The following is a 25,692-nucleotide window of genomic DNA, read 5'->3' on the forward strand; positions in this document are numbered from 1 at the left end:
CGCTGGAATGTTGCGGCGCAATAGGTCGGCGGGATCGAGGGCCGGGCGGCCCGGGCTCAATCGAGCCGGGTCTTGTCCGGGTAGTCGCACAGATCGGCGATCGGACACTGGGGGCATTTCGGTTTGCGGGCCACGCAGACGTAGCGGCCGTGCAGGATCAGCCAGTGGTGGGCGTCCAGCAGGTATTCCTTCGGCACCCGGCGCAGCAGCGCCTGCTCGACGGCCAGCACGGTCTTGCCCGGGGCGATGCCGGTCCGGTTGGAGACGCGGAAGATGTGCGTGTCCACGGCCATGGCGGGCTGGCGAAAGGCCGTGTTCAGCACCACGTTGGCGGTCTTGCGGCCGACGCCGGGCAGGGCTTCCAGGTCTTCCCGGCGGTCGGGCACCTGGCCGCCGTGCCGCTCCAGCAGCAGTTCGCAGGTGCGGATGACGTTGCGCGCCTTGGTCTTGTACAAGCCGATGGTGCGGATCGCTTCGGTCAGTCCTTCGACGCCCATCGCCAGCAGGCCTTCGGGGGTGCCGTGTTCGGGAAAGAAGCGGGCTGTGGCCAGATTGACGGAACGGTCGGTCGCCTGGGCCGAGAGCATGACGGCCACCAGCAACTGGAAGACGCTGCCGTATTCCAGTTCGGTCCGGGGCGCGGGGTTGGCTTCGCGCAGGCGGCGGAAGCATTCTTCGATGGCGGCGCGTTTCATGGGCGTCGGGCGCGTGCCCGGGCCAGGGCCTGGGCGATGCGATCCTGTTTGTCGTGGGGGGCGGGGGCGGCCAGAACGGGCTTGTTGGCCAGGGTGCGCGCGGCGGGGCCGGCGGCCTCGTCATGGCGCGCCTGCAGCCGTGCGTTGCGGGCCTGGTAGCGTGCGCGGGCGGCGTCCGCGTCGTCGGCCGTCCAGTCGCGGCCGGCGGGGATCATGGCGATGCAGTCCACCGGACAGGGCGCCACGCAGCGTTCGCAGCCGGTGCAGTCGGCCTCGATGACGGTGTGCATGCACTGGTTGGCCCCGAGGATGGCGTCCACCGGACAGGCCTGGATGCACAGGGTGCAGCCGATGCAGTGGGCCTCGTCGATGATCGCCACGTGAAAGGGCTGATGCGTGCCGCAGGCCGGGTCCAGGGGGCGGATCGGGCGGTCCAGCGTCTCTGCCAGGGCCTGGATGACGCGCGGCCCGCCGGGCGGACAGCGGTTGACGTCGGCTGCGCCTTCGGCCATGGCCTGGGCGTAGGGGCGGCAGCCGTCATAGCCGCATTGCGTGCATTGGGTCTGCGGCAGCAGGGCGTCGAGGGTGTCGGTCAGTGTGGGCACGGCAGTGGAAATGCACAGGGGACGGTTGCAAACCGTCCCCCGGAAACGGGCTTGCATTCAACCAGATCACGTCGTTGGTTCGCCTCGCCGTGCAAGAGCACTGTCTTCGGCTTCCCGCCTCGTGCTCCAGCTGAATGCAGGCCCGTTAAGCATGAGCGCGGATAAAAGAAGAAATTTTAGGACAGATCTGCTGGCGCCAGCGTCGTCCGGAGAAAATGCCGTAGTGGCCGCAGTTGGCGGCGGTGTGGATTTCACGCATGGACGGGGACAGGTTGGCGCACAGCTCGTGGGCGGCGTGCGTCTGGCCCTGGCCGGAAATGTCGTCCAGTTCGCCTTCGATGGTCAGCAGGGCGGTCTTGCGGATGGCAGAGGGAGTGACCAGTTCGCCGTCGACCGTCCAGGTGCCGCGCGGCAGGCGGAATTCCTGGAAGACGGTGCGGATGGTGTCCAGGTAGAACTGCGCCGGCATGTCCAGCACGGCGTTGTATTCGTCGTAGAAGCGGCGGTGTGCTTCGGCGTCGCTGTCGTCACCGCGCAGCAGATGCAGATAGAAATCGTAGTGGGATTTCACGTGCCGGTCCGGGTTCATGGCGACGAAGCCGGCATGCTGCAGGAATCCGGGGTAGACCAGACGGCCGGCGCCCGGGTAGCGGGGCGGCACCCGATGGATCACGGTGTTCTCGAACCATTCGTAGGGTTTGGTCATGGCCAGGCGATTGACCTGGGTGGGCGATTTGCGCGTGTCGATGGGGCCGCCCATCATGGTCATGCTGCGCGGCTGACAGGGGTCATTGGCGGCGGCCAGCAGAGAGATTGCGGCCAGGACCGGCACCGTGGGCTGGCAGACCGAGATCACATGGGTGTCGGGGCCCAGGTGGCGCAGGAAGGTCTGGACGTAGCGGACGTAGTCGTCCAGGCCGAAGGTGCCTTCGGAAGCCGGCACCATGCGCGCGTCGATCCAGTCGGTGACGTAGACCTCGTGGTCGGGCAGCAGGGCGCGCACCGTGTCGCGCAGCAGAGTGGCGTGGTGTCCGGACAGAGGCGCCACCAGCAGCACCTGTGGATCCTGGCGGCGGGTGTCGCGGCGGAAATGCACCAGGCGGCAGAAGGGCTGGGCCAGGGCGATGTCCTCGGTCACGGCGACTTCGCGTCCGCCGATCTGGGTGGTGGGCAGGTTCCAGTCCGGCTTTTCGTAGTCCTTGCCCACGCGGTGGGCCAGCTCGTAGGCGGCGGCGAACTGCCGCGACAACGGAGTGTAGGCCAGGGGGCTGTAGGGATTGGAGAACAGTTGTGAACCGGTTTCAGTGAAAGCCGTGAAAGGGGCCAGGATTGAGCGTTGAAGCTCGTGCAAGTCATACAGCATGGGTAGGCGTTCCCGTCGGTCTGGTCCGGCGCACGTCGCACGCCGAAGTATCGGTCATCTGGACCTAAAGTACTGGTAATCGTGACAGGGCGCTACCGTAATTTCCCGTATATCGAACATATACCGTTCGAATGTGGGTTTTTGCAGACGGATCATTAAGAACCGTCATGAATCGTCAGGAACAGACCGTTACAGACGGATTGCGAAGGTCTCATGATCGACCGGCCCGCGCCGGCCGGGACGGGATCGCGCGTCCGGTGGCGGGCGGGGTCGCCCGCACCGGTCAGGGGCGTTCCAGGTATTTGAGTTTGTCGGCCACGCCGTTCCAGTCGTCGGCGCCGTCCAGCGGGCTGCTGGAGCGGTTGATGGGGCCGAATGAGGGGGTCAGTTCGGCGTTCAGGGCGATGTAATCAATCTGGTCCTGGGGCACGTCTTCTTCGGCGAAGATGGCGTTGGCCGGGCATTCGGGCACACAGACGGCGCAGTCGATGCATTCTTCGGGGTCGATCACCAGGAAATTCGGCCCCTCGCGGAAACAGTCTACGGGACAGACATCGACACAGTCGGTGTACTTGCACTTGATACAGTTTTCGGTGACGACGTGGGTCATGAGGGTGCTCCGGGCTTGCAGACAAAGACCCTTGAAAACGGGCCAATCAGGATTTTACCGAATTTATCCGGGAGAACCCGGAGAGCCCGTGTGCACGACGTGGATGAGTCCGGACATAGGACAGTCCCTGCGGACTGTCCTATGCCTGACGAATCCGACCGGCCTGCAGGCCGGGAGGTGGAGAGATGTCGCAATTGACACTGGTCCTATGCCTGACGAATCGGAGCGCCTTGCAAGGCGCGACGTGGAGAGATGTCGCAATTGACAATGGCCCCATACCGCTACAGCAGCAACGCCGCCAGCGTGCCGCCCAGTTCGGTGCCGCGCGCCAGCCAGTCGTCGGGCACGGTCTTGGGGGCCAGAATGGTCTCGGGCGTCTGGGCGTGCATGGGCACGATCAGGGTCGGGGCGACGGCCTTGAGGCGCCAGCCGGTACAGATGCGTTCCAGTTGCCTGCGGGCGCCTTCGCCGTCGGAACCGGCGGTGATGATGGCGCCGTAAGGCCGGCCATTGATCTGGTCCAGCACGTGGTAGTAGGTGCGGTCCAGGCATTCCTTCATGGCGCCGCTGAGCGCCGCCAGGTTTTCCGGTGCCGCAAACAGGTAGCCGTCGGCGGCGAGCAGGTTCTCGGTCCGCACGGTGTCGGCGGGGCGGATCTGCAGGTCGAAGCGGTCGGTCGCCCCGAGTTCGTCGGCCACGGCCTGGGCGCCGATGGCGGCGGCCCGGGCCATGTGCAGTGCGGCGCCGGTGCGGGAATGCCAGATGATCAGCAGTTGGGTCGTCATGAAGATTGTTTGCGCGGAGCCAGGCTCACTCACTCAATCAAGTAGTATAGAGGCTCCAAGTCTGAAGGCTTGAACTCGGTTCCCCAGGCCCCGTTTTTCCCGATCCGGCATCATGAGTGTCCCCCCGCAGCCCGTTTCCGCAGATCCCTTCGGCCCCGAGTGGTTCCAGACCGCACGCGGCGGGCTGGACGACGCCGACGCGGCCATCCTGCAACAGGCGGCCGACTGGGTGCGCGAGCCCCTGCGCGATGCGCGGGCCAGCACGGGCGAGGCGCTGGATGCGCATGCCGCCGCCGTGGTCCTGATCCTGCGCGACCTGGATACGGACGCGGCCACCCGCGCGGCAGCCCTGCTGGCCGTGCAGCCGGTGCCGGCGGGCGAGGTGTCGCGCACCGACCCGCTGCGCAAGGCCTTTGGCGCCGAAATCACCACCCTGGTCCAGGGCGTGCGCGCCCTGCTGCGTCTGGGCGCCGTCGCAGGCCGGGCGGGTGACGGTTCCGGCGCCGACCAGAAGGAAATGCAGCGCAAGATGCTGCTGGCCATGGCGGCAGACCTGCGCATCGTGCTGATGCGGCTGGCGTCCCGCCTGCAGTCGCTGCGCTGGCATGCCGCCAGCCGCACGCCCTGCCCGCCGGAATTCGCCCGGGAAACCATGGCGCTGTACACGCCGCTGGCCAACCGCCTGGGGATCTGGCAGCTGAAATGGGAAATGGAGGATCTGTCTTTCCGTTTCCTCGAACCGGATACCTACAAGACCATCGCCAGGCAACTGGAGGAAAAACGCACCGAACGCGAGACCTTCATCGAGGACGTGATGGCGCGCTTGCAGGCGGCGCTGGCCGAGGCCGGCATCCGGGCCGAACTCAGCGGCCGGCCCAAGCACATCTACAGCATCTGGAACAAGATGCGCATCAAGCACCTGGAATTCCGCCAGTTGTTCGACCTGCGCGCCTTGCGGGTGATCGTCGAGGACGAGCGGGCCTGCTACGCCGCGCTGGCCCTGGTGCATGCGATGTGGACGCCGGTGCCCGAGGAATTCGACGACTACATCGCCCGGCCCAAGCCCAACGGCTACCGTTCTCTGCACACCGTGGTGGCCGACGCCGAAGGCCGGGCCTTCGAGGTCCAGATCCGCACCCGCGACATGCATCATTTCGCCGAATACGGGATGGCGGCCCACTGGCGCTACAAAGAAGCCGGCGCCCGGGGCGGCCAGGTGTCGGCCGCCGGGGAATACGATCAGAAGATCGCCTGGATGCGCCAACTGCTGTCCTGGAAGGACGAAGGCGGCGCGGCGCCCGCGCCCGAGGCGCAGCCGGATGCGCGCATCTACGTGATGACGCCCCAGGCGCGCGTGCTGGAGTTGCCCGCCGGCGCTACGCCAGTGGATTTCGCCTACCTGCTGCACACCGATCTGGGCCACCGCTGCCGGGGCGCCCGGGTGGACGGTCAGATCGTGCCGCTGTCTACGCCTCTGCGCACGGGCCAGACCGTGGAGATCACCGCCGCCAAGTCCGGCGGCCCCTCGCGCGACTGGCTCAATACCCAGTTGGGCTATCTGGCCAGCCCGCGTGCGCGGGCCAAGGTCCGGGCCTGGTTCAACGCGGTCGAACTGCAGCAGCGCATCGCCCAGGGCCAGACCCTGGTCGAAAAAGAACTGCAGCGCCTGGGCCGCACCGCCGTCAACCAGGAGCACCTGGCCCAGCAACTGGGTTTCGCCCGCGCCGACGACCTGTACGTCGCGGCGGCCAAGGAAGAATTCAGCCTGCGGCAGATCGACCATGTCCTGCGCGACCCCGAACCGGCGCGCGAGCAGCCCGACGAGGCGCGTGTCTACGCCAGCGATGCCGGCAGCGTCGCCCGCACGGGCAAGAGCGGGGTGCTGGTGGTCGGGGTCGATTCCCTGATGACGCAACTGGCGCGCTGCTGCCGGCCCGTGCCGCCCGATGCCATCGAGGGTTTCGTCACGCGGGGCCGGGGGGTGTCGATCCACCGCCGCGATTGCGCATCCTGGGCGGCCCTGGCGCAGCGCCACCCGGAACGCTGCATCGAAGTCGACTGGGGCCAGACCGGCCAGACCATGTATCCCGTGGACCTGAGCATCCACGCCCAGGACCGTCCCAATCTGCTGCGCGACCTGTCCGAAGTCTTCGCGCGCCTGCGGCTGCGGGTGGTGCGCGTCACGACCCACAGCCGCCGCTCTCTGGCGCATATGGTGTTCACCGTCGAGGTGCGTGACGGCGAGCAGATCCGCCAGGCGCTGGCCGCCGTCAATGAACTGCCCGGGGTCCAGGCCGGGCGGCAGTAAACAGGCCTGGTCATGCGCGCGACGGGCAGCCCCCAGCGTGAATTCCCCCTTGGGGGGACGGCGCGCAGCGCCAAGGGGGCGCCAGGCGGGGCAGGACTGCTAAAATGCTTGTTTGGCCCGTGCGTCCGCCCCAGAATCCGGCGGCGCCTTTGATGCGAGACTGGACTTGAAACCCTATCATCTGCCGGATGCCCGGGGGCATTTCGGGAAGTTCGGCGGTTCATTCGTCGCCGAAACGCTGGTGCATGCTCTGGACGCTCTGCGTGACGCCTACGAGCGCTATCGCGACGACCCCGAATTCCAGCGCGAATTCGCCTATGAACTGGAACACTTCGTCGGCCGGCCCAGCCCGGTCTACCATGCCCGGCGCTGGTCCGAGCAACTGGGCGGCGCGCAGATCTGGTTCAAGCGCGAAGACCTGAACCACACCGGCGCCCACAAGGTCAACAACTGCATCGGCCAGGCCCTGCTCGCCAAGCGCATGGGCAAGCCGCGCGTGATCGCTGAAACCGGGGCAGGCCAGCACGGCGTGGCCACGGCCACCGTGGCCGCCCGCTACGGCATGGAATGCGTGGTCTACATGGGCAGCGAGGACGTGCGCCGTCAGGCGTCCAACGTCTACCGCATGAAGCTGCTGGGCGCCACGGTGGTGCCCGTCGAATCGGGCTCGCGCACCCTGAAGGACGCCCTGAACGAAGCCATGCGCGACTGGGTCACCAATGTGGAAGACACCTTCTACATCATCGGCACCGTCGCCGGTCCCGAGCCCTACCCCCGCATGGTGCGCGACTTCCAGACCATCATCGGCCGCGAATGCCGCGAACAGATGCCGCGCGACGCGGGCCGCCAGCCGGACTACGTGATCGCCGCCGTGGGCGGCGGGTCCAATGCCATCGGCATCTTCCATCCCTACATCGAGGACGAAGCCGTGCAACTGATCGGCGTCGAAGCCGCCGGCGAGGGCCTGGAGACGGGCCGCCATGCGGCGTCGCTGAACCGCGGCGTGGTCGGGGTGCTGCACGGCAACCGCACCTATCTGCTGCAGGACGAGCACGGCCAGATCACCGAAACCCACTCCGTGTCCGCCGGCCTGGATTATCCCGGCGTCGGTCCGGAACACGCCTGGCTGCACGACAGCGGGCGTGCTCAGTACGTGGGCATCACCGACCAGGAAGCCCTGGCCGCGTTCCACGACTGCTGCCGCATCGAAGGCATCATGCCCGCCCTGGAGTCCTCGCACGCCATCGCGCACGCGGTGAAGCTCGCCCCGACCCTGCCGCGCGACCGGATCATTCTGGTCAATCTGTCCGGCCGGGGCGACAAGGACATGCATACCGTGGCCGAATACAGCGGCATCACGCTCTAAAGGTTTAGGAACACAAGCCATGACTTCATCGAATGCCCGTCTGGCGGCTCGCTTCGCCTCCCTGGAGGGACGGGCGGCCTTGATCCCGTACGTGACGGCGGGCGATCCCCTGGTGACATCCACCCCCGCGCTGATGCACGCTCTGGCGGCGGCCGGCGCCGACGTGATCGAACTCGGCGTGCCGTTCTCCGATCCGATGGCCGACGGCCCGGTGATCCAGCAGGCGGGTGAACGCGCCATTGCAGCGGGCGTCAGCCTGAGCGCGGTGCTGGACATCGTGGCCGAATTCCGCCGCCAGGACGACACCACGCCGGTCGTGCTGATGGGCTACGCCAACCCCGTCGAATGCATGGGCCAGGAGGCCTTTGCGCAGCGGGCCGCCCGGGCCGGCGTGGACGGCGTGCTGACCGTGGACTACACGCCCGAGGAATCCGTCGAATTCGCCGCCTTGCTGGGGCAGTCCGGCCTGGACCCCATCTATCTGCTGGCGCCGACCTCCGTCGATGCCCGCATTCGCGAGGTCGCCCGCCTGGCGCGGGGCTACGTCTATTATGTTTCGCTCAAGGGCGTGACCGGCGCCGGCCACCTGAACACGGACGACGTGGCGCGCCGCCTGGCGGACATCCGCCGCCACGTCAGCATCCCCGTGGGGGTGGGTTTCGGCATCCGCGACGCCGAAAGCGCCGCGCGCGTGGCGCAGCATGCCGACGCCGTGGTGATCGGCAGCAAACTCATCCAGATCATCGAGGAAGCATCCCTGCGCGACGGCCCCCAGGCCGCCATCGGCGCGGCGGCCCAGTGGCTGGCCCAGGTGCGCCAGGCCATCGAACCCATCCGAAAACAAGGCTGACCATGAGCTGGTTTGAAAAGATCCTCCCCCCGCGCATCAACCGCAACAGCGATTCGGCCTCCAAGCGTGTGCCCGAAGGCTTGTGGGTGAAATGCCCGTCCTGCGAGTCCGTCCTGTACAAGGAAGACCTGCAGGCGACCCTGAACGTCTGCCCCAAGTGCAGCCACCACATGCGCCTCGGCGCCCGGGCGCGCATCGACGCGCTGCTGGACGCGGACGGCCGGGTGGAAATCGGCGCCCAGACGCGCCCCATGGACCCGCTGAAGTTCAAGGACTCGCGCAAATACCCGGAACGCGTCGCCGAAGCCGTCAAGCAGACCGGCGAGACCGAGGCGATGGTGGTGATGAGCGGCACGGTGCTGTCGGTGCCGGCGGTGCTGGCGTGCTTCGAGTTCGCCTTCATGGGCGGTTCGATGGGCTCGGTGGTGGGCGAACGCTTCGCCCGCGGCGTCCAGGAAGCCATCGACCGGCGTCTGCCCTTCATCTGCGTGTCGTCCTCGGGCGGCGCGCGCATGCAGGAGTCCCTGTTCTCGCTGATGCAGATGGCCAAGACCACCGCCATGCTGCATCAGTTGTCCGAAGCCGGGCTGCCCTTCATCAGCGTCCTGACCGACCCGACGATGGGCGGGGTGTCCGCCTCTTTCGCCTTCATGGGCGACGTGGTGCTGGCTGAACCCAATGCCTTGATCGGCTTCGCCGGTCCGCGCGTGATCGAGCAGACCGTACGCGAAAAACTGCCGGAAGGCTTCCAGCGCGCCGAATTCCTGCTGGAAAAGGGCGCCATCGACCGCGTGATCGACCGCCGCGAAATGCAAGCCGAACTGGCCCACTTGCTGGCGCTGTTCACGCGCCAGCCGATCGAGGTCGTCCGGGCGGCGTGATCCATCTCTGCAGTAAGAATTAAAAACACCTCAAAAATTGGGCATCGGCCTGGTTTTTGAGGTGTTTTTCATGGAAAGGCCTGAAACTGCGGTCAGGATTCCATGGTCTGCACATACCGGCGGTGAATGAGCCAGTTCGACAGGAGCGCCATGACCAGGGTGGCGCAGACGAGGACCAAGGCCATGGCCGAACCGAAGGGCCAGTTCGACGAGCGCGTGATCTGATCGTATAGCGCGGGCGCCATCATGGTGACCCCCGTGCCGCCGAGCAGCACAGGCGTTGCGTAGGCATTCATGCAGAGGATGAAGACCAGCATCGTGCCGGCGGCAACGCCCGGCGCCACGATCGGCAGCAGAATCCTGAAGAAGGTGGTGCGAAAATCTGCACCCAGGTTCCGGGCGGCTTCCTCGACGGAAAAGTCGACCCCTTCCAGGATGCTTTGCAGGGTCAGGATCATATAGGGCATCACGACGGCCGTCGTGCTCAAGACCACGGCAAACGGCGTGTAGAGCAGCCGCAGCGGCTGGTCGATCAGCCCCAGCATGGACAGCAATGCGTTGGCGACGCCGGCATTGCTCAACACCACCATCCACCCAGCCGCCCGTACGACGCCTCCAACCATCAGCGGGAACACCAGGAGGATGATCCACAGACTCTTGTAGCGGCTTTGCGTCCTGGCAAGAAAATAGGCGACTGGAAATCCGAGCGTCGCAGCCAGGGCTGTACAGAGCGCGGATATCCAGAGTGTCGTGAACAGGACATGCCGGTAATAGGGGTCAGTCCAGAATTTCAGGTAGTTGTCGATCGTCCAGGCGCTGGCCATCATGTCGACCGGATCAAAGTGATTGAAGCTGTACCGGAAGACCAGCAGGACGGGGAGAATGATGATGACGAGCACTACGAGCGATGCGGGGAAGGCGAGGCCGGGGCCCAGCAGGCGTGCCTGGGATGTGGGTGCTGATCGGGACATGATGCGCTCTCCCGGTCAGGAAAACAGGATGCAGTCGCCTGCCTGAAAGCAGGCATGGGCGCGGTCCCCCGCGCGACGCGGGACCGTACTGAATTCTGCGGAATTGCTGACCAGGCTGGAGATCCGCTCGCCGCTGTCGAGGCGCATGTGGATGGAGAGCACCGAGCCCAGGTAGGTCACGGATTCGATGACGCCTGGCAGCGCATTGTCGACCTGCGCGCCGGCGACCAGGCGCACCCGTTCCGGCCGGATGCCGACATGCCTGATGTCCTGAGTCAGCCGGGCGGCCCGCACCTGCGCGCCGTGGGCGCTCTGGAACAGATCGTGGCTTACGGTCTGTCCTTCGAAGAAGTTCATTTTGCCCAGGAAATCCGCGACGAAGAGATTTGCCGGGCGCTCGTACACGTCCTCGGGCGCGCCGATCTGCTGCACCACGCCATTGTTCATGATGGCCATGCGATCGGATATGGCCATGGCCTCGTCCTGGTCATGGGTCACGAAGATCGTGGTCAGACCAAGGCGCTGTTGCAGCGTGCGGATTTCTTCCCGCACTTCCACGCGCAGGCTGGCATCCAGATTGGACAGGGGCTCGTCCAGCAGGAATACCTTCGGCTGGATTGCCAGGGCGCGCGCGATCGCCACGCGCTGCTGCTGTCCGCCGGACAGTTGGCGCGGATAGCGGTCTTTCAGGCGCGTCATGTGCAGCATGTCCAGCACCTGCCGGATGCGCCCGTCTCGTTCGGACATGGGCACCTTGTGCATTTCCAGACCGAACGCGACGTTCTGCGTCACCGTCATATGGGGAAACAAGGCATATCGCTGGAACACCATGCCGGTATTTCTCTTGTGCACCGGCACATGGGTCACTTCGGTCCCGCCGATGTGGATGGCGCCGGCCGTGGGCTCTATGAAGCCGGCGATCATGCGCAGCGTGGTCGTCTTGCCGCATCCGCTGGGGCCGAGAAAGGCGATGAGTTCGCCGTCAGCGATGTCGAGCGTGACCGCTTCCACGGCCACCGAGTCGCCGAACTGCTTGCGTAGATCTTGTATGGATACGTGCGCCATTTTTTACACTACCTGACTTAATTTGACGAAGCGGTCGGTCACCAGCATGATCAGACCGAGCAGCACGATCTGGATTGCAGCGACTGCGGCGATGGCCGGGTCCAGATTGAATTGCAGATACTGCATCACCACGACCGGCAGCGTCGTGCGGCCCGGTCCGGCCAGCGACAGGGACAGCTCGAGGTTTTCGAAGGACACCACGAAGCTGAACAGGGTGGCGGCCACGACGGCGGGTCGCATCATGGGCAAGGTGACCCGCAGAAAGGCGACCCGGCCGTTGGCGCCCAGATTTCGGGCGGCTTCCTCAATCGAGGGGTCCAGGCCCACCAGGCTGGCGGAGACCAGCCGGACCGTCCAGGGAATGGTCAGGCAGACATGCGCCAGGACCAGGCCGCTGTAGGTGCCGACGACCTGGGCGTCGAGCCATTCTTCTGCATTCAGGTAGAACAGGTAGATCGCGATACCGGCCACGATGCCCGGCATGAGGATGGGAGAGAGCAGCAGTGTATTGATCCATTTGGCCCCGGGCACCCGGAACCGGACGATGCCCACCGCCGCCAGGACGCCCAGGATGACCCCGCATACGGCGGCGTAGATTGCAACCTGGATGCTCAGCAGGAAACCGGACGTGAAGGCCTCGTTTTCCCATGCTTTGACGTACCAGGACAGGGTATAGCCCGAAGGGGGGAAGTACATGATCGGATCGCGGAAGAAGCTCAGCCAGACCACGAAGATCAAGGGGCACAGGATGTAGAAGAACATCAGGGCTACGAAGGCCCGGTGGATGACGCGGCCCCAGGCAATGCGTCGACGCCTGGCGGGCGTGTGGCGTGCCGGAGCTGCATGTGTGGCCTTGGGGCTCATCATCTTTCCTCCTGGTTTACAGGCTGTTGCGCACGAATGAGCCGCCTTTCATGACTGCTGACAGACCGGCATCGGGCTTTGCAAGGAGCCCGATGTCATCGATGGGCGAGCCGTTCACGATGACCAGGTCCGCCAGGGCGCCGGGCGCGATGACGCCGATCTGTCCTTGCATGCCCAGTACCTCCGCGCCGATGGTCGTGGCGCTTTCGATGATTTCCCAAGGAGAAAGGACGCGCGCCCGCAGGTTGAACTCCTCGTTCTGGTGGAGGTGGGACTCGCCCAGCAGGTCCGTTCCATACCCCATCTTGACGCCGTGGCGCCGGAAAATTTCCAGAGATTCAAACCCGGCATCGCGTACGCTGGTGAGCTTGGCGATTGCCGAAGGCGACAGGTCGTAGCTGTCGCTATAGCGGGTGAGGATCGCGAAGGTGGCCAGGGTAGGCACGGCATAGACGCGCTTCTCGGCCATGAGCGCGGCCGTCTCGTCATCGATGAGATTGCCGTGTTCGATGGTGCGTACGCCGCAGGTGACGGCGTGCCGGATCGAAGCCGCGGAGTAGGCATGCGCCATGACGTAGGAGCCGCGCGCGGTCGCCTCGCCGACGATCGCCAGCAGCTCGGGGGCGGAAAACCCCAGGGTGCCGATGCTGTCCGTGGGCGAGGAAACGCCGCCGCTGGCCATGACCTTGATGTGGTCGGCCCCCATCTTGAACTCTTCGCGGGCCGCGCGCAGCACATTGTCCACGCCGTCGCAAACCCGGCTGAGCGCGCCCAGGCGGCTGCAGCACGGGCAGCCTGGGTCAAGGTAGTCGAGGCGCATGCGCGTGTCGCCGTTGCCGGCCGTTTGGCTCAGCGATTTGCCGGCCACGAACAGACGCGGTCCGTCGACGATCCCTTCTTCGACGGCGCTCTTCAGCGCAAAGCCCGCACCGCCAGCATCACGCACCGTGGTGAAACCCCTGTGCAGCATGCCTTTGAGGATCGGGACGGCCTTGAGTGCGACCCGGATGTTCGGCACCAGGGGCTGTGCTCCGAGGTTGAGTTGGGTCGCCATGACGTGTACGTGCAGGTCGATCAGGCCGGGCAGGACAGTCCGGCCTTTGAGGTCGATGCTGCGCGCTGCGGCAGAGGAGGCCGGGCGATCGGACACCTCCTTGATCCGGCCTGCTTCGATGACGATGTCGCGGCCCTCCAACCTGTCCCGTGCGGGCAGGTCGAGCAGGGTCGCGTTTTTCAGGATGAGGGCGTCCATGGGTCAGTTGTGAGATCAGACAGTCGGAAGGGGCTCAAAGGCCAAATTTGAATTCCTTTGCCCAGAAATCCAGCAAGGCCTGTTTTTCGGCGATGACCTTGTGGTAGTCCAGCTTCATGAAGCGCTTGCGCTCTTCGTCCGTGAAAGAGACGTTCGCGGCCAGCTCTGCGGGCAGGTCGGCGTTTCGGACGGTAGGCGCGTAGCCGAACGATTCGGCGAACCCTCGCTGTGCGGCGGGTTCCAATGCGGCGTTCAGATAGGCATAGGCGCAGTCGAGCGATTTGCTGTTCCTGGTCGCTGCGACCATGAAAGTCGTCGTGACGGATCCTTCTTCGGGAAAGACGAGCTCCAGCGGCAGGCCGGCTTTCTTCCATTGCAGGCCGCGCGCCTTCCAGATGCAGCTCATCCAGACATCGCCCGACTTCAAGGCCACGGCAAGCGCCTCGTTGGACGGGAAGACCTTGGGTTCGTTCTTGCGTAATTCCCGCAGGAATTTGTAGGCCGGGTCGAAGCTCGAGCCGTCTCCGCCGCCCGCCAGGGTTGAAAACAGCACATTATGCAGATCAGGGGTGTTGGAGAAGGCGAAGCGCCCGCGATACTTGGGATTCAACGCATCGCGCAGGGAGGCGGGGCGATCCATGCGCTCCGGGTTGTAAACCAGCGCCATGGCGCTGTAGAAGTGGGGCACGGCGTACGACACGCGGAAATCTTCGTACACGTTCGCCAAGTTGGGCACGTGCGCCTCGTCGACGGGCGCCAGGGTGCCCGCTTCAGACATTTCGAGCATGTCGATGTCGCCGAGTGTGGAAATATCCATTGCGGCGCGGTGCGCATTGCGCGATGCGCGCATCTTGGTCATGCGGCTCGTATAGTCGCCGACGTCATAGATGATGGAGCCGCCTGCGGGTTTGACGTAGGGCTCGGTGATGTACTTGTCGAACAGGGTCTGATTGTCCCCGCCCCAGGTGCCTACGACCAGATCCTTGCAGGACACGCCTTTTCCGGCAGCCAGGCTCAGGCCTGGAATCCAGGGCGCTGTGGCGAGCGCCCCCATGCTTGAGGTCAGCGCGAGAAAGCGCCTGCGATCCATTCCATTCATGTCCGTCTCCTGTCATTTGTGAGCTGCGCCGCTATTGGTTGCGACGTCTGAGGCCGCCGAGGGGTGGGGCTTCGACAAAGTGTAGGAGAACCAGTACATATAGTAAAATGAATATATATGATCGGAGCATAATTAAAATATATGGAAAAAAAAGAGAAGAATTCCTTCAGAAAGCTCAGCCTTCATCAGGCGGATCTGCTCTACCGCGTGATCAATTCCCGCACGCTGACCGATGCGGCGGCGGCCATGCATATCTCCCAGCCGGCGGTCAGCAAGCAGCTCCAGACCCTGCAGCAGTCTCTGGGCATCAAGCTGTTCCATCGACAGGGCAATCGCCTGGTTCCTACGGCGGAGTCATTGCTGTTGGCGGAGCAGGTCGGGCGCGCCCACGCTTCGGTCGAAGTGCTCAACCGGCTCGCAGCCAACATCCGCAATCTCCAGCATGGCGAGCTTTCAATCTGCGCCAGCCCTTCAATCGCCACCCATTGGCTGTCCCGGGCCTTGGCTCCGTTCTGGGATATCAGCCAGCTCGACGTCCGGCTGAACATTGCCAACAGCGTGGCCGTCATGGATTTCGCCGAGACCGGCCAGGTTGACCTGGGTATCGGCGTCAAGCTCATGGACCGCCCATCGGCTGTCCAGACCGAGCTTTTCACCATGTATGTGTCTTGCCTGGTCCCGAGGCATCATGCCCTGGGCCGCCGCCAGCGCCTGATGCTCGATGACCTGGTGGGGTATCCGTTCATCCTGGGGACGGGTCTGGAGATCGAACAGATCATCGGTCCGCATTTTCAGCGGGGGCCGCTGTCGCGCAATGTGCGCTGCCGGGTCGAAATGTCCGTCACGGCCTGCCAGATGGCCAAGCAATCTGATTGCATCGCGGTCGTGGACAGCCTGGCGGCGGACTACTATACCGATGAGCATTACGTGAGCGTGCCTATCTGGCCCCGGCTGCTTCTACCCGTGTGCCTGGTCACTTCGAGCACGGGGGCGCAGAGCATCGCCACTCAGACGCTGATCGAGCACCTGCGCGCCGTGGCCTTCAGGGAAAGCGCTCAGGCGGATCAGGTTCGATCGCCGGCACGGCCTGCCTAGTGTCCTGTTTGGTTAGTTCGTGCATTCAGATTCGGATGCATGGGCTTGTCAGGCAAGGCGCAAACCGCAGCGATAGCCAGGCTATCGCGAGAATTTGCAACGCAGTATGGCGAGCCCAGGCGCCGAAGATGAGTATTTGAATTAGCCAAACAGGACACTAGCCCCGCGCCACGAAGTGATCGCCCGCATCCTTGGGCAGCCGCACCGTGTCGATCAACCCGATCAGGGCGATCACGGCGGCGATCATGAAGGCGGCGCGATAGGGAAACACCGGTCCGGTGATGTCCAGCGCGCCGGCCAGTGCGTCGCCCACGCGGATCGCCAGGGCCCCCAGCGTGATGCCGGCCGCCATGGCAAGCCGCGTGACAACGTTGAACAGCCCGTTGGCGTCGGCCATGCGGGTCTCGGTTACGTCGGCGAAGGCGAGCGTGCCCAGGCAGGTGAACTGCATCGAGCGGGCCATGCCGTGGATGAACAGGATGGGCAGCAGCACGGCCAGCGGCAGCGTCGGGGTCAGCAGCGCACAGGCGGCCAGGCTGGCCGCCGCCAGCAGTCCGTTCCACAGCATCACCTGCCGATAGCCGAAACGGCGCAGAATGGGCGTGGTCACCGCCTTCATGCCCAGGTTGCCGGCAAACACCACCAGCAACAGCAAACCCGCCTGAAAGGCGTCCAGGCCGAAGCCCAGCTGCAGCATCAGCGGCAGCAGGAAGGGCAGGCTGCTGATTGCCATCCGCGTGGCCGAGCCGCCCAGCATCACGACGCGAAAGGTGGCGATGCGCATGGGCGTCAGGCTCAGCATCGGGGCTGCTGCGCGGCGCAGGTGCCGCAGCGCGGCCAGGATCAGGGCCATGCCGCAGGCCAGCAGGGCAAACCCGGCGGCATTGACCGAGGCGGCCAGCCATTCCAGCGCGCCCAGCAGGCCGAAGATGCCCAGGCCGCACAGGATGAAGCCGGTCCAGTCGAAGGGCTGGCGCGGCGGCGGCTCTATCGTCGGGATCAGCCACAGCGCCAGACCCAGGCCCAGAATGCCCAGGGGCACATTGAGAAAGAAGATCCAGTGCCAGTGCAGATGGCTGGCGATGAAGCCGCCCAGCGGCGGCGCGATCACCGGCGCCACCAGGGCCGGCCAGACCAGGTTGGACATTGCCACCATGCGCTGCGAGGGCGGCGTATAGCGCAGCACCAGCAGCCGGCCGACGGGCACCATCAGCGCGCCGCTGGCGCCTTGCAGCACTCGCAGGGCGATGAAGGCATCCAGGCTTTCAACCAGACCGCAGCCCAATGAGGTCAGGGTGAAGCCGGCGATGGCGGCGGCGAACACACGGCGTGGGCCGTAGCGGTCGGTCACCCAGCCGCTGACCGGGATGAAGGCCCCCAGCGCCAGCAGGTAGGCGCTGATGGCGATGTTCAGTTGCACTGCGTCGACGCCGAACGAACGGCCCATGTCCGGCAGGGCGGTGGCGATGATGTTGCCGTCCAGCGTCTCCATGAACATGGCGCCGGTGACGAGAAAGGTCACCAGCCGCAGGCGTGTGTCCTGGAGTACGCTCATGGGGTGCGCCCGGGGTGTGGCGTGATGCCTCGGTCGTTTCGCATGGTCTGGTCTGTTTCTTTGGAAATGCAGTCGAAAAAAATGCCCGAAACAGAGTTTCGGGCATTTTGCCTGAGGCTGCTGCCTCAATCCGAGGTTTCCACCTGCTGCAGCGGTTCGCTTTGCACCACGGCGGCCGGCTTGCGGGCGCGGCCCAGGGGCTTGGGCGGCGCGGGCGGCACGTAAGGCGTGCTGGAGCGGGTCTCGATCATCTGCATGCCGACGGCTTGCAGGGATTCGTCCGAGGGCAGGGCGATCGGGCTGGACGCGTCCGGTACGGGAGCCGGAGCGGGTTCAGCCTGAGCCGGAGCGGGCTCGGCCTGGACCGGAGCGGGTTCAGCCTGGACCGGAGCAGGTTCGGCCTGGACCGGGGCGACCGGGGCCGTTTCCACCGCCACCGGCGCTTCTTCGGCCACAGGGGCGACAGGCGCGGTTTCGACCGGAGCGGCGGGCGCTTCGGTGATCACGGGCGCCGGGGCCGCGGCTTCGGCGGCGGGCGCTTCGGCACGGGCTTCGTCAGCCGTCGTGGTCACGGCTTCGGCTGCGACCGATGCGGCCGGCGTTTCGCTGACCAGGACTTCGGGATCGAAGCGCGGGGTTTCGTGCGTTTCGATGGTCGGCGTCGTGTCGCTGTCGGCCGAGATGTCCTCGGTGGACGTCGTATCGGCGGCGTCACCATTGCGACGACCGCGGCGGCCGCGACGGCGGCGGCGCTTGCGTTCCGGATTGTCCGGATCCGTGTCGGTGTCCGCATCTGCGTCCACGGCCGGGCCGGCGACGAGCGCGTCGTCGTCCTGTGCTTCGTCGGCGGACGGGCTTTGCGGCGCGTCGGGCAGGCCGTAAGGGTTGGCCTCGGCCTGGGCCGGCGCGGTTTCGGGGGCCGGAGCCGCGTTCAGTTCGTCGGCCTGCAGGGCGATCGCTTCGCCCGTCTGGACTGCGGTTTCTTCCGGGCGGCTGCGGCCACGGCCGCGGCGGTTACGGCCGCGGCGCGGTTCGGCGGTGTCGTCCAGGACTTCGGTCAGGGCGGCGTTGTCGGCCTGGACCGGTTGGACGGTTTCGGCGGCCGGGCGTTCGCGGCGCGAGGCCGGACGGCCCTCGCTGCGTTCGGGACGATCAGCGCGTTCCGACCGTTCCGTGCGTTCGCCACGCTCGGCGCGGTCGCCACGGCCGCTGCGTTCGCCGCGCGGGGCGTCCTGACGGCGTTCGCCGCGTCGGCCGCCATTGCGGTTGGAAGCGCCGCCGCGGCGGCGGCCGTCACCGGATTCACGGGACGGGGCGGGTGCGGCCGGTGCGGCCGCAGCGGGGGCGGCGGTTTCAGCCGTCGAGCCGGTGAGCCAGCCAAACAGGCGCTTGAGCAGGCCGCCTTGGGGCGCGGCCGGCGCCGCCGCGGGTGCGGCGGCCTCGGTGGCGCGGGGGGCGCGTTCGACGTGGGCCGGGGCCGGCTGGGAGGGCTGGATGCCCTTGACCAGGGCTTCGGGGCGGGTCTTGGCTTCCTGGGCCTTGTTCGGCTGCCAGACGAGCTTGTCTTCGGGTTCTTGCGTGAGTTCGAAGCTGGTCTTGTTCTCGTCCAGGCGCGGATCATCGTGGCGCAGGCGCTCGATGTGGTGATGCGGCGTTTCCAGGGACTTGTTCGGGATCAGGACCAGATTGACCTTCAGGCGGGATTCGATCTGGCCGATGTCGCGGCGCTTTTCGTTCAGCAGGAAGGTGGCGACGTCGACCGGCACCTGAGCGTGCAGGGCGGCCGTGCCTTCCTTCATGGCTTCTTCCTGGAGCAGGCGCAGCACGTGCAGGGCGCTGGATTCGGCGTCGCGGATCACGCCGGTGCCGGTGCAGCGCGGGCAGGTGACGTGCGAGCCTTCGTTCAGGGCCGGGCGCAGGCGCTGGCGGGACAGTTCCATCAGGCCGAAGCGGGAGATCTTGCCCATCTGGACGCGGGCTCGGTCGAAATGCAGGGCATCACGCAGGCGCTGTTCGACGGCGCGCTGGTTCTTGCTGTCCTCCATGTCGATGAAGTCGATCACGATCAGTCCGCCCAGGTCGCGCAGGCGCAGTTGGCGGGCGACTTCGTCGGCGGCCTCCTGGTTGGTGCGCAGGGCGGTTTCTTCGATGTCGGCGCCGCGCGTCGAGCGTGCGGAGTTGACGTCGACCGCGACCAGAGCCTCGGTGTGATCGATCACGATGGCGCCGCCCGAGGGCAGGGTGACCGTGCGCGAGTAGGCGGTTTCGATCTGGTGTTCGATCTGGAAGCGGGAGAACAGGGGCACGTCGTCGCGGTAGCGCTTCACGCGATTGACGTTGTCCGGCATGACCACGCTCATGAAGGCGGTCGCCTGATCGTGGATGTCGTCCGTGTCGATCAGGATTTCGCCGATTTCCGGCGAGAAATAGTCGCGGATGGCGCGGATGACCAGGCTGGATTCCAGATAGATCAGGATCGGCGCCTTGTTTTCACGCGCGGCGCCGTCAATGGCGGTCCAGAGCTGCAGCAGGTAGTTCAGGTCCCATTGCAGTTCTTCGACGCCGCGGCCGATGCCGGCGGTGCGGGCGATCATGCTCATGCCGGCCGGGATTTCCAGCTGGTCCATGGTGTCGCGCAGTTCCTGGCGGTCTTCGCCTTCGACCCGGCGCGACACGCCGCCGCCGCGCGGATTGTTGGGCATCAGCACCAGGTAGCGGCCGGCCAGGGAGATGAAGGTGGTCAGGGCTGCGCCCTTGTTGCCGCGCTCTTCCTTTTCGACCTGGATGATGAGTTCCTGGCCTTCGCTCAGGGCGTCCTGGATGCGGGCGCTGCGCACGTCCACGCCTTCTTTGAAGTACGTGCGGGCGACTTCCTTGAAGGGCAGGAAGCCGTGGCGGTCTTCCCCGTAGTTGACGAAGCAGGCTTCCAGGCCGGGTTCGATCCGGGTGATGACACCCTTGTAGATATTGCCTTTGCGCTGTTCGCGCCCGGCGGTTTCGATGTCCAGATCGATCAGCTTCTGGCCATCGACAATCGCGACGCGTAATTCTTCTTGGTGCGTCGCATTGAACAGCATGCGTTTCATGAGTGGGTTTCTCCGTAGTCAGGGCGCGCCGGATTCGGCGCACGGCCACGGGTCACTCGGTGTGCGATGCGACAGTCTGCGAGGGGGTCGGTGCGCTGACGAAGTCAGACCGCGCCGATCTCCTGGGGAGGGGGCACGGTGCGCCGGTAGGCGCGGGGTTCGGTCAGCAGGGAGGTCAAGGGCACGATGTGTGGTTGACGAAATGATTGCTGGGAACGGCGAACGCGAGCGGTGGGCCGCGTCCGGTGCGGAAGAGCGAGCAGAATCTGCGGCGTCGCACGCGGCCTGACGTCGATTCCAGCGCCCGGCGGTAGCGCGCGGGGGAGGGAAGCGGGACGGAGCCGGCGACCAAGGACCTGGAGGCTGGAAGTGAGGCAGTACAATGGAGTCCCTGCTTGCCCGACGGAGATGCATCCATTGCGTCTCTACGTCCGGCGGTTTCCAGCCTCTATGGGCTGTTGCGATTATATGCCGCTTTTCCCTATGCGCAAAATAGTTGATTCTCCGGTTCCTCCACCCGCCGTCCGCCAGGTGGTCGTGGGGACCGAGCACGAGGGGCAGCGGCTGGACAATTTCCTGCTGCGGATCTGCAAAGGCGTCCCTAAAAGTCACATCTACAAGGCCATCCGCGACGGTCAGGTCCGGGTGAACAAGGGCCGCTGCCGGGCGGAGACCCGTCTGGCATCCGGCGATACGGTGCGTGTGCCGCCGCTGCGCCTGCCCGCGCCCGGCGCCACGCCGCCGGCGCCGCCGGCCGCCTTTCCCGTGCTGTACGAAGACGAACACCTGCTGGTGATCGACAAGCCCGCCGGGGTGGCGGTGCACGGCGGCAGCGGGGTGTCCTTTGGCGTGATCGAGCAGTTGCGTGCGGCGCGTCCGGACGAACGCCTGTTGGAACTGGCCCATCGCCTGGATCGGGAGACCTCGGGCGTGCTGATGGTGGCGCGCAGCCGCAAGGCCCTGGTGGCCCTGCACGACATGATGCGCGAAAGCCTGGGGCGCAAGCACTATCTGGCGCTGGTCGTGGGCGATTGGGTCAACGACCGCCAGCATATCCGCCTGCCCCTGCTGAAATACCTGACCCCGGACGGCGAGCGCCGGGTGCGCGTCGATGCCTTGGGCAAACCGGCTCACACCATCATGACTTTGCAGCGCCGTTATGCCGGACGTTATTCCCTGGTGGGGGCCGAATTGCGCACCGGGCGCACCCACCAGATCCGGGTGCACTTGGCATCGCAGGGCCATCCGATCGCCGGGGACGAAAAATACGGGCCGGACGCCGTGCGCGCCGCCCTGGCCGCCCAGGGCTTCCGACGCATGTTCCTGCATGCGCACCGGCTGGAAATCCCCCATCCGGTGTCCGGCGCCCCCCTGGTCTTTGAAGCGCCGCTGCCGCCCGCCTGCCGGGCGCTGCTGGATCAACTGGAGCATGCCCGTTCATGAACGCCCCTGACCCTGTCGCTCCGATTGCGACTTCCTCCGCATCGAGTCTCGCGGCTGCGCCGGCCGCACGGTACCGCGCCGTGATCTTCGACTGGGACGGCACCCTGCTGGATTCCACCTATCACATCGTCGAGGCGCTGCTGGGCGCCTGCCGTGACCTGGGGCTGCGCGAACCGTCCCGCGAAGAAGCCGGCTGGGTGATCGGGCTGTCGCTGCAGGCGGCCTTGTACCGCCTGGTGCCGGAACTGGGCGCCGACCGCCAGGATGCGTTCGTGGACCGTTACCGCGCGCATTTCATGGCCTTGCAGCACGAAATGCATTTTTTCGAAGGCCAGACGCAGCTCTTGCGTGATCTGCACGCGGGCGGCGCGATTCTGGGCGTGGCCACGGGCAAGAGCCGGCGCGGCCTGGATGACTCGATCGAGCGCCTGGACCTGCGGGGCCTGTTCCGCGCCACGCGCACGGTGGACGAGGCGCGCGGCAAGCCGGACCCGGACATGCTGCTGCAGTTGCTGGACGAACTGGATCTGGACCCGGGCACGGTGCTGATGGTGGGCGACACCACCCACGACGTGCTGATGGCGCAGGCGGCGGGGGTGGACAGTCTGGCGGTCGCCTACGGGGCGCACAAGCCGTCCCTGCTGGAATCCGCCCGGCCGACGGCGCTGGCGGCCACGGTGCCCGAGATGCAGGCCTGGATCCGGGCGCGCGCGGGAGGCTGATCGCCCCGGGTCAAGAACTTTTTCGCCTGATGAAGGTCTAAACTGGATTGTCTTCCTCCAGGCGGATTCATCATGCGCACACCCTGGGACATCGGCATCCGGCCCTCTGAAATCACCCCCGAACCCATCTGGCGGTCGCGGCGACGCTGGCTGCAGCAGGCGGCGCTGGGCTCTCTGGCGCTGGGCGCGACGGGCCTGGCCCGGGCGGCGGATGCCGACGGACCCGCAGGTCCCGCGCTGGAAGCCCCGCGTGATGCGCATTGGTCGACCGACGAGCCGCCCAACACCTGGCGCGACATCACCACCTACAACAATTTCTACGAGTTCGGCACCGACAAGGGCGATCCGGCCAAATATGCGGGGCGGATGCGGCTGGAACCCTGGACGGTGCGGATCGATGGCGCGGTGCGCAAGCCCCTGACGCTGGACCTGGATGCGCTGCGGCGTCTGGCGCCCCTGGAAGAACGCGTCTACCGGCTGCGTTGCGTCGAGGCCTGGTCCATGGTGGTGCCCTGGACCGGTTATTCCCTGTCTCATTTATTGAAGCAGGTCGAGCCGACGGCGGATGCGCGCTATGTGGTATTCACGACGGCGCTGCAGCCCGAGGCCATGCCGGGCGTGGCGCAGGGCGTGCTGGACTGGCCCTATGTCGAGGGCCTGCGTCTGGACGAGGCCATGCACCCGCTGGCCTTGCTGACCTTTGGTGTCTACGGCCGCGCCCTGCCGCCGCAGAACGGCGCGCCGCTGCGGGTGATCGTACCCTGGAAATACGGTTTCAAATCCGCCAAGTCGCTGGTCGGCATCCGTTTGCAGGCGGAGCCGCCGGTCACCAGCTGGATGCGCGCCGCACCCCGGGAATACGGCTTCTATGCCAATGTGAACCCGGCGGTGCCGCATCCCCGCTGGAGCCAGGAAACCGAACACCGCATCGGCACGGGGTGGTTCTCGCCCCGGCTGCCCACCCAGCCCTTCAATGGCTACGGCGACGCCGTGGCCGGCTTGTATCAGGGCATGGATCTGGCGCGCAATTTCTGATGGGCGCGCGTGCGGAGAGGATGCACCCCCCGGTTTCGGGCTCCGGGGCGGGCCGCCCGCGTCCGGGCGGCGGCTGGGTTTTGGGTGTCTGCATCCACGCCTGCGGCCTGTTTCCCCTGCTGCGCTGGATTGCGCTGGGCGCGACCGGGGGCCTGGGCGTCAATTCACAGGAATTCCTGACGCGCTCCAGCGGCATCTGGGCGCTGGTCCTGTTGTGGGCCACCCTGGCCGTGACGCCGGTGCGCCGGCTGGGCTGGTCCGGCCTGCTGCGCCACCGGCGCAAGCTGGGGCTGTATGCCTTTTTCTATACCGTGCTGCACGTCCTGGCCTGGGCGCTCTGGGACCGGGGCTGGGTGCCGGCCTCGATGTGGGCGGATCTGTGGCAGCGCGATTTCATCGGCGTGGGCGCCTTGGCCGTGCTGTGCCTGGCGCCGCTGGCGGCGACCTCGACCCAGGGCTGGATGCGGCGCCTGGGACGAAACTGGAAGCGCCTGCACACGCTGGTCTACCCGGCCGCCCTCCTGTCGGTCTTGCACTTCGACTGGATGCGGGCGGGCAAGAACGACTTCCTGGAGCCGCGCCTGTACGCCGTGATCCTGGTGCTGCTGCTGGCCGCCCGCCTGCCGGGGTGGTGGCGCGGTTGGCGGCGCTAGTCCGCCAGGTACAGGAACAGGGTCGGCTTGCGCTCGAAATCCGGCGGGCCGGCCTTGCGCCATTGAGCGACGCTGCGCGTGGCGATGGTCTCGTCGTCGCAGGTCAAGGCGCTGGCGATGCACAACCGCGTCGTGTCGCGCAGGGTGCGCAGCAGCGCCTCGAACAGCGCGGCGTTGCGGTAGGGGGTCTCGATCAGGATCTGGGTCTGCTGCTGTTTATGGGATGCCGATTCCCAGGCGCGCAACTGGGCGTCGCGCTCGTGCGCCTTGACCGGCGCGTAGCCATGGAAGGCAAAGCGCTGGCCTTGCAGGCCGCTGGCCATCAGGCCCAGCATGATGGATGACGGTCCCGTCCAGGGCACGACCCGGATCCCGGCGGCGTGCGCCTGGGCCACGACCAGGGCGCCGGGGTCCGCAACGGCCGGGCAGCCGGCCTCCGAGACCAGGCCGATGTCCTGGCCGGCGGGCACGGCGTTCAGCCAGGCGCGGATTTCACCCGCCTGCGTGTCCGGCTTCAGGGTATGGATCGTGATGTCCTGCAGCGGGATCGCGGTTTCGATCTGCTTCAGAAAGGCGCGTGCCGTTTTCGCGTTTTCGGCGATGAAATAGCGAAGCCTGGCGGTGATTTCGCGGGCGGCCCGGGGCAGCCAGCGTTCAGGGTCGGCCTGGCCCAGGCCGACGGGGATCAGGTGCAGGGTGGTGGTCATGATTGAATCTCGGGATATCCGGAATGGGCCGCCAGGGGTTCCAGGCCAAAGGCCCGCAGCATGCGGCACAGGGCGATCAGGGGCAGGCCGATCAGGGCGGTGGGGTCGTCGCTGCGCATCCGTTCCATCAGCGCGACGCCCAGTTGCTCGGCCTTGGCGCTGCCGGCCGTGTCAAAGGGTTGTTCGACGCGCAGATAATGTTCGATCCGGGCGTCGTCCAGGGCCAGGAAACGGCATTCGGTCGGCACTTGCTCCAGCAGATGGCGCCGGCCGTCGGTGACGCACAGGGCGGTGTGGAACAAGACTTCGCGGCCGCCGAAGCGGCGCAGCTGGTCGCGGGCGGCTTCAAAGGAACCCGGCTTGCCGATGGGATCGCCCTCGAATACGGCGACCTGGTCCGAGCCGATCACCAGGGCGCCGGGGTGGCGCGCGGCGATCACGGCGGCTTTTTCCTGCGCCAGGCGCAGGGACAGGTCCAGCGGCGTTTCGCCGGGTCGCGGGCTTTCGTCGATGTCCGGGGATTCGACGGAAAAGGGCAGATTCAGCCGCTGCAGCAGGGTGCGGCGGTAGGGCGAACTGGAAGCCAGGATGAGCGGCATGGGGGGATCCTGATGAACGTGCGTCAGTTTAACGTGCGGGGAAGCCACAGGCGCGTTGACCCTATGCCCTTCAATCAAGTATC

General features: G+C 66.3%; 23 protein-coding genes. 9 read left to right on the forward strand and 14 right to left on the reverse strand.

Annotated features, from left to right (window positions below; genetic code table 11):
- Window positions 1–56: 56 nt before the first annotated feature.
- The 5 genes from nth to ACFO0J_RS09325 all read right to left on the reverse strand — a co-directional run bounded on the left by nth (window position 57) and on the right by ACFO0J_RS09325 (window position 4,058).
- The gene (gene nth, locus ACFO0J_RS09305; protein WP_376812786.1) at window positions 57–695 is read right to left on the reverse strand and encodes an endonuclease III; all 639 of its coding nucleotides are present in this window, start codon (window positions 693–695) and stop codon (window positions 57–59) included.
- Window positions 692–1,300 carry an RnfABCDGE type electron transport complex subunit B gene (locus ACFO0J_RS09310; RefSeq protein ID WP_376812787.1) on the reverse strand — a complete coding sequence of 203 codons (609 nt, stop codon included), beginning with the start codon at window positions 1,298–1,300 and terminating at the stop codon, window positions 692–694. Before ACFO0J_RS09310 ends, nth begins: the two co-directional genes overlap by 4 nt.
- Window positions 1,301–1,445: 145 nt before the next feature.
- Window positions 1,446–2,663 carry a polyhydroxyalkanoate depolymerase gene (locus tag ACFO0J_RS09315; protein WP_376812788.1) on the reverse strand — a complete coding sequence of 406 codons (1,218 nt, stop codon included), beginning with the start codon at window positions 2,661–2,663 and terminating at the stop codon, window positions 1,446–1,448.
- 283 nt (window positions 2,664–2,946) lie between these two features.
- Window positions 2,947–3,273 carry a ferredoxin FdxA gene (gene fdxA, locus ACFO0J_RS09320; RefSeq protein ID WP_376812789.1) on the reverse strand — a complete coding sequence of 109 codons (327 nt, stop codon included), beginning with the start codon at window positions 3,271–3,273 and terminating at the stop codon, window positions 2,947–2,949.
- Window positions 3,274–3,554: 281 nt separating this feature from the next.
- Window positions 3,555–4,058, reverse strand: a complete 504-nt coding sequence (locus ACFO0J_RS09325) for a flavodoxin family protein (protein ID WP_376812790.1) — start codon at window positions 4,056–4,058, stop codon at window positions 3,555–3,557.
- Window positions 4,059–4,170: 112 nt separating this feature from the next.
- Between ACFO0J_RS09325 and ACFO0J_RS09330 the strand changes: the two genes are divergently transcribed.
- The 4 genes from ACFO0J_RS09330 to accD all read left to right on the forward strand — a co-directional run bounded on the left by ACFO0J_RS09330 (window position 4,171) and on the right by accD (window position 9,463).
- On the forward strand, window positions 4,171–6,366 hold the full coding sequence (locus ACFO0J_RS09330; protein WP_376812791.1) for a RelA/SpoT family protein: 2,196 nt from the start codon (window positions 4,171–4,173) through the stop codon (window positions 6,364–6,366).
- Window positions 6,367–6,532: 166 nt separating this feature from the next.
- Window positions 6,533–7,732, forward strand: coding sequence for a tryptophan synthase subunit beta (gene trpB / locus ACFO0J_RS09335; protein ID WP_376812792.1), 1,200 nt, complete (start codon window positions 6,533–6,535; stop codon window positions 7,730–7,732).
- A gap of 19 nt (window positions 7,733–7,751) precedes the next feature.
- Window positions 7,752–8,582 (forward strand): tryptophan synthase subunit alpha, encoded by an 831-nt coding sequence (gene trpA, locus ACFO0J_RS09340; protein ID WP_376812793.1) that lies wholly within the window; start codon window positions 7,752–7,754, stop codon window positions 8,580–8,582.
- A gap of 2 nt (window positions 8,583–8,584) precedes the next feature.
- A complete protein-coding gene (accD, locus tag ACFO0J_RS09345) occupies window positions 8,585–9,463 on the forward strand; it encodes an acetyl-CoA carboxylase, carboxyltransferase subunit beta (protein WP_376812794.1) in 879 nt (292 codons plus the stop codon).
- A 92-nt stretch (window positions 9,464–9,555) separates the two neighbouring features.
- Here accD and ACFO0J_RS09350 read toward each other — a convergent pair whose 3' ends face one another.
- The 5 genes from ACFO0J_RS09350 to ACFO0J_RS09370 are packed head-to-tail and all read right to left on the reverse strand — an operon-like array spanning window position 9,556 to window position 14,714.
- Window positions 9,556–10,434: an ABC transporter permease gene (locus tag ACFO0J_RS09350; protein ID WP_376812795.1), complete on the reverse strand. Its 879-nt coding sequence runs from the start codon at window positions 10,432–10,434 to the stop codon at window positions 9,556–9,558.
- Window positions 10,435–10,449: 15 nt separating this feature from the next.
- Window positions 10,450–11,499 carry an ABC transporter ATP-binding protein gene (locus ACFO0J_RS09355; protein WP_376812796.1) on the reverse strand — a complete coding sequence of 350 codons (1,050 nt, stop codon included), beginning with the start codon at window positions 11,497–11,499 and terminating at the stop codon, window positions 10,450–10,452.
- A 3-nt stretch (window positions 11,500–11,502) separates the two neighbouring features.
- Window positions 11,503–12,366 carry an ABC transporter permease gene (locus ACFO0J_RS09360; RefSeq protein ID WP_376812797.1) on the reverse strand — a complete coding sequence of 288 codons (864 nt, stop codon included), beginning with the start codon at window positions 12,364–12,366 and terminating at the stop codon, window positions 11,503–11,505.
- 13 nt (window positions 12,367–12,379) lie between these two features.
- Window positions 12,380–13,615, reverse strand: a complete 1,236-nt coding sequence (locus ACFO0J_RS09365; RefSeq protein ID WP_376812798.1) for a metal-dependent hydrolase family protein — start codon at window positions 13,613–13,615, stop codon at window positions 12,380–12,382.
- A gap of 34 nt (window positions 13,616–13,649) precedes the next feature.
- Complete coding sequence (locus tag ACFO0J_RS09370) at window positions 13,650–14,714, reverse strand: extracellular solute-binding protein (protein WP_376812799.1); 1,065 nt, start codon at window positions 14,712–14,714, stop codon at window positions 13,650–13,652.
- A 141-nt stretch (window positions 14,715–14,855) separates the two neighbouring features.
- Between ACFO0J_RS09370 and ACFO0J_RS09375 the strand changes: the two genes are divergently transcribed.
- Entirely contained in the window at window positions 14,856–15,809 is a 954-nt protein-coding gene (locus tag ACFO0J_RS09375; RefSeq protein ID WP_376812800.1) for a LysR family transcriptional regulator, read from the forward strand.
- Window positions 15,810–15,966: 157 nt separating this feature from the next.
- Here the strand turns inward: ACFO0J_RS09375 and ACFO0J_RS09380 are convergent, their stop codons facing one another.
- Both ACFO0J_RS09380 and ACFO0J_RS09385 read right to left on the reverse strand, forming a co-directional pair.
- Window positions 15,967–17,364, reverse strand: coding sequence for an MFS transporter (locus ACFO0J_RS09380; RefSeq protein WP_376812801.1), 1,398 nt, complete (start codon window positions 17,362–17,364; stop codon window positions 15,967–15,969).
- Window positions 17,365–17,489: 125 nt separating this feature from the next.
- A complete protein-coding gene (locus ACFO0J_RS09385; RefSeq protein ID WP_376812802.1) occupies window positions 17,490–20,450 on the reverse strand; it encodes an Rne/Rng family ribonuclease in 2,961 nt (986 codons plus the stop codon).
- A 483-nt stretch (window positions 20,451–20,933) separates the two neighbouring features.
- Between ACFO0J_RS09385 and ACFO0J_RS09390 the strand changes: the two genes are divergently transcribed.
- From ACFO0J_RS09390 to ACFO0J_RS09405, 4 genes are all read left to right on the forward strand, one after another.
- Window positions 20,934–21,893, forward strand: coding sequence for an RluA family pseudouridine synthase (locus ACFO0J_RS09390; RefSeq protein WP_376812803.1), 960 nt, complete (start codon window positions 20,934–20,936; stop codon window positions 21,891–21,893).
- A complete protein-coding gene (locus tag ACFO0J_RS09395) occupies window positions 21,890–22,615 on the forward strand; it encodes an HAD-IA family hydrolase (RefSeq protein ID WP_376812804.1) in 726 nt (241 codons plus the stop codon). The genes ACFO0J_RS09390 and ACFO0J_RS09395 overlap by 4 nt, the downstream gene beginning before the upstream one ends.
- 72 nt (window positions 22,616–22,687) lie before the next feature.
- Complete coding sequence (gene msrP, locus ACFO0J_RS09400) at window positions 22,688–23,650, forward strand: protein-methionine-sulfoxide reductase catalytic subunit MsrP (RefSeq protein WP_376812805.1); 963 nt, start codon at window positions 22,688–22,690, stop codon at window positions 23,648–23,650.
- A 20-nt stretch (window positions 23,651–23,670) separates the two neighbouring features.
- Entirely contained in the window at window positions 23,671–24,303 is a 633-nt protein-coding gene (locus tag ACFO0J_RS09405; RefSeq protein ID WP_376812806.1) for a protein-methionine-sulfoxide reductase heme-binding subunit MsrQ, read from the forward strand.
- Here the strand turns inward: ACFO0J_RS09405 and ACFO0J_RS09410 are convergent.
- Window positions 24,300–25,010, reverse strand: a complete 711-nt coding sequence (locus ACFO0J_RS09410) for an SAM-dependent methyltransferase (protein ID WP_376812807.1) — start codon at window positions 25,008–25,010, stop codon at window positions 24,300–24,302. The genes ACFO0J_RS09405 and ACFO0J_RS09410 overlap by 4 nt on opposite strands.
- Complete coding sequence (locus tag ACFO0J_RS09415) at window positions 25,007–25,609, reverse strand: Maf family nucleotide pyrophosphatase (protein WP_376812808.1); 603 nt, start codon at window positions 25,607–25,609, stop codon at window positions 25,007–25,009. The genes ACFO0J_RS09410 and ACFO0J_RS09415 overlap by 4 nt, the downstream gene beginning before the upstream one ends.
- Window positions 25,610–25,692 lie beyond the last annotated feature (83 nt).

It is taken from the genome of Castellaniella hirudinis (assembly GCF_042651965.1).
Classification (GTDB): domain Bacteria; phylum Pseudomonadota; class Gammaproteobacteria; order Burkholderiales; family Burkholderiaceae_B; genus Castellaniella; species Castellaniella hirudinis.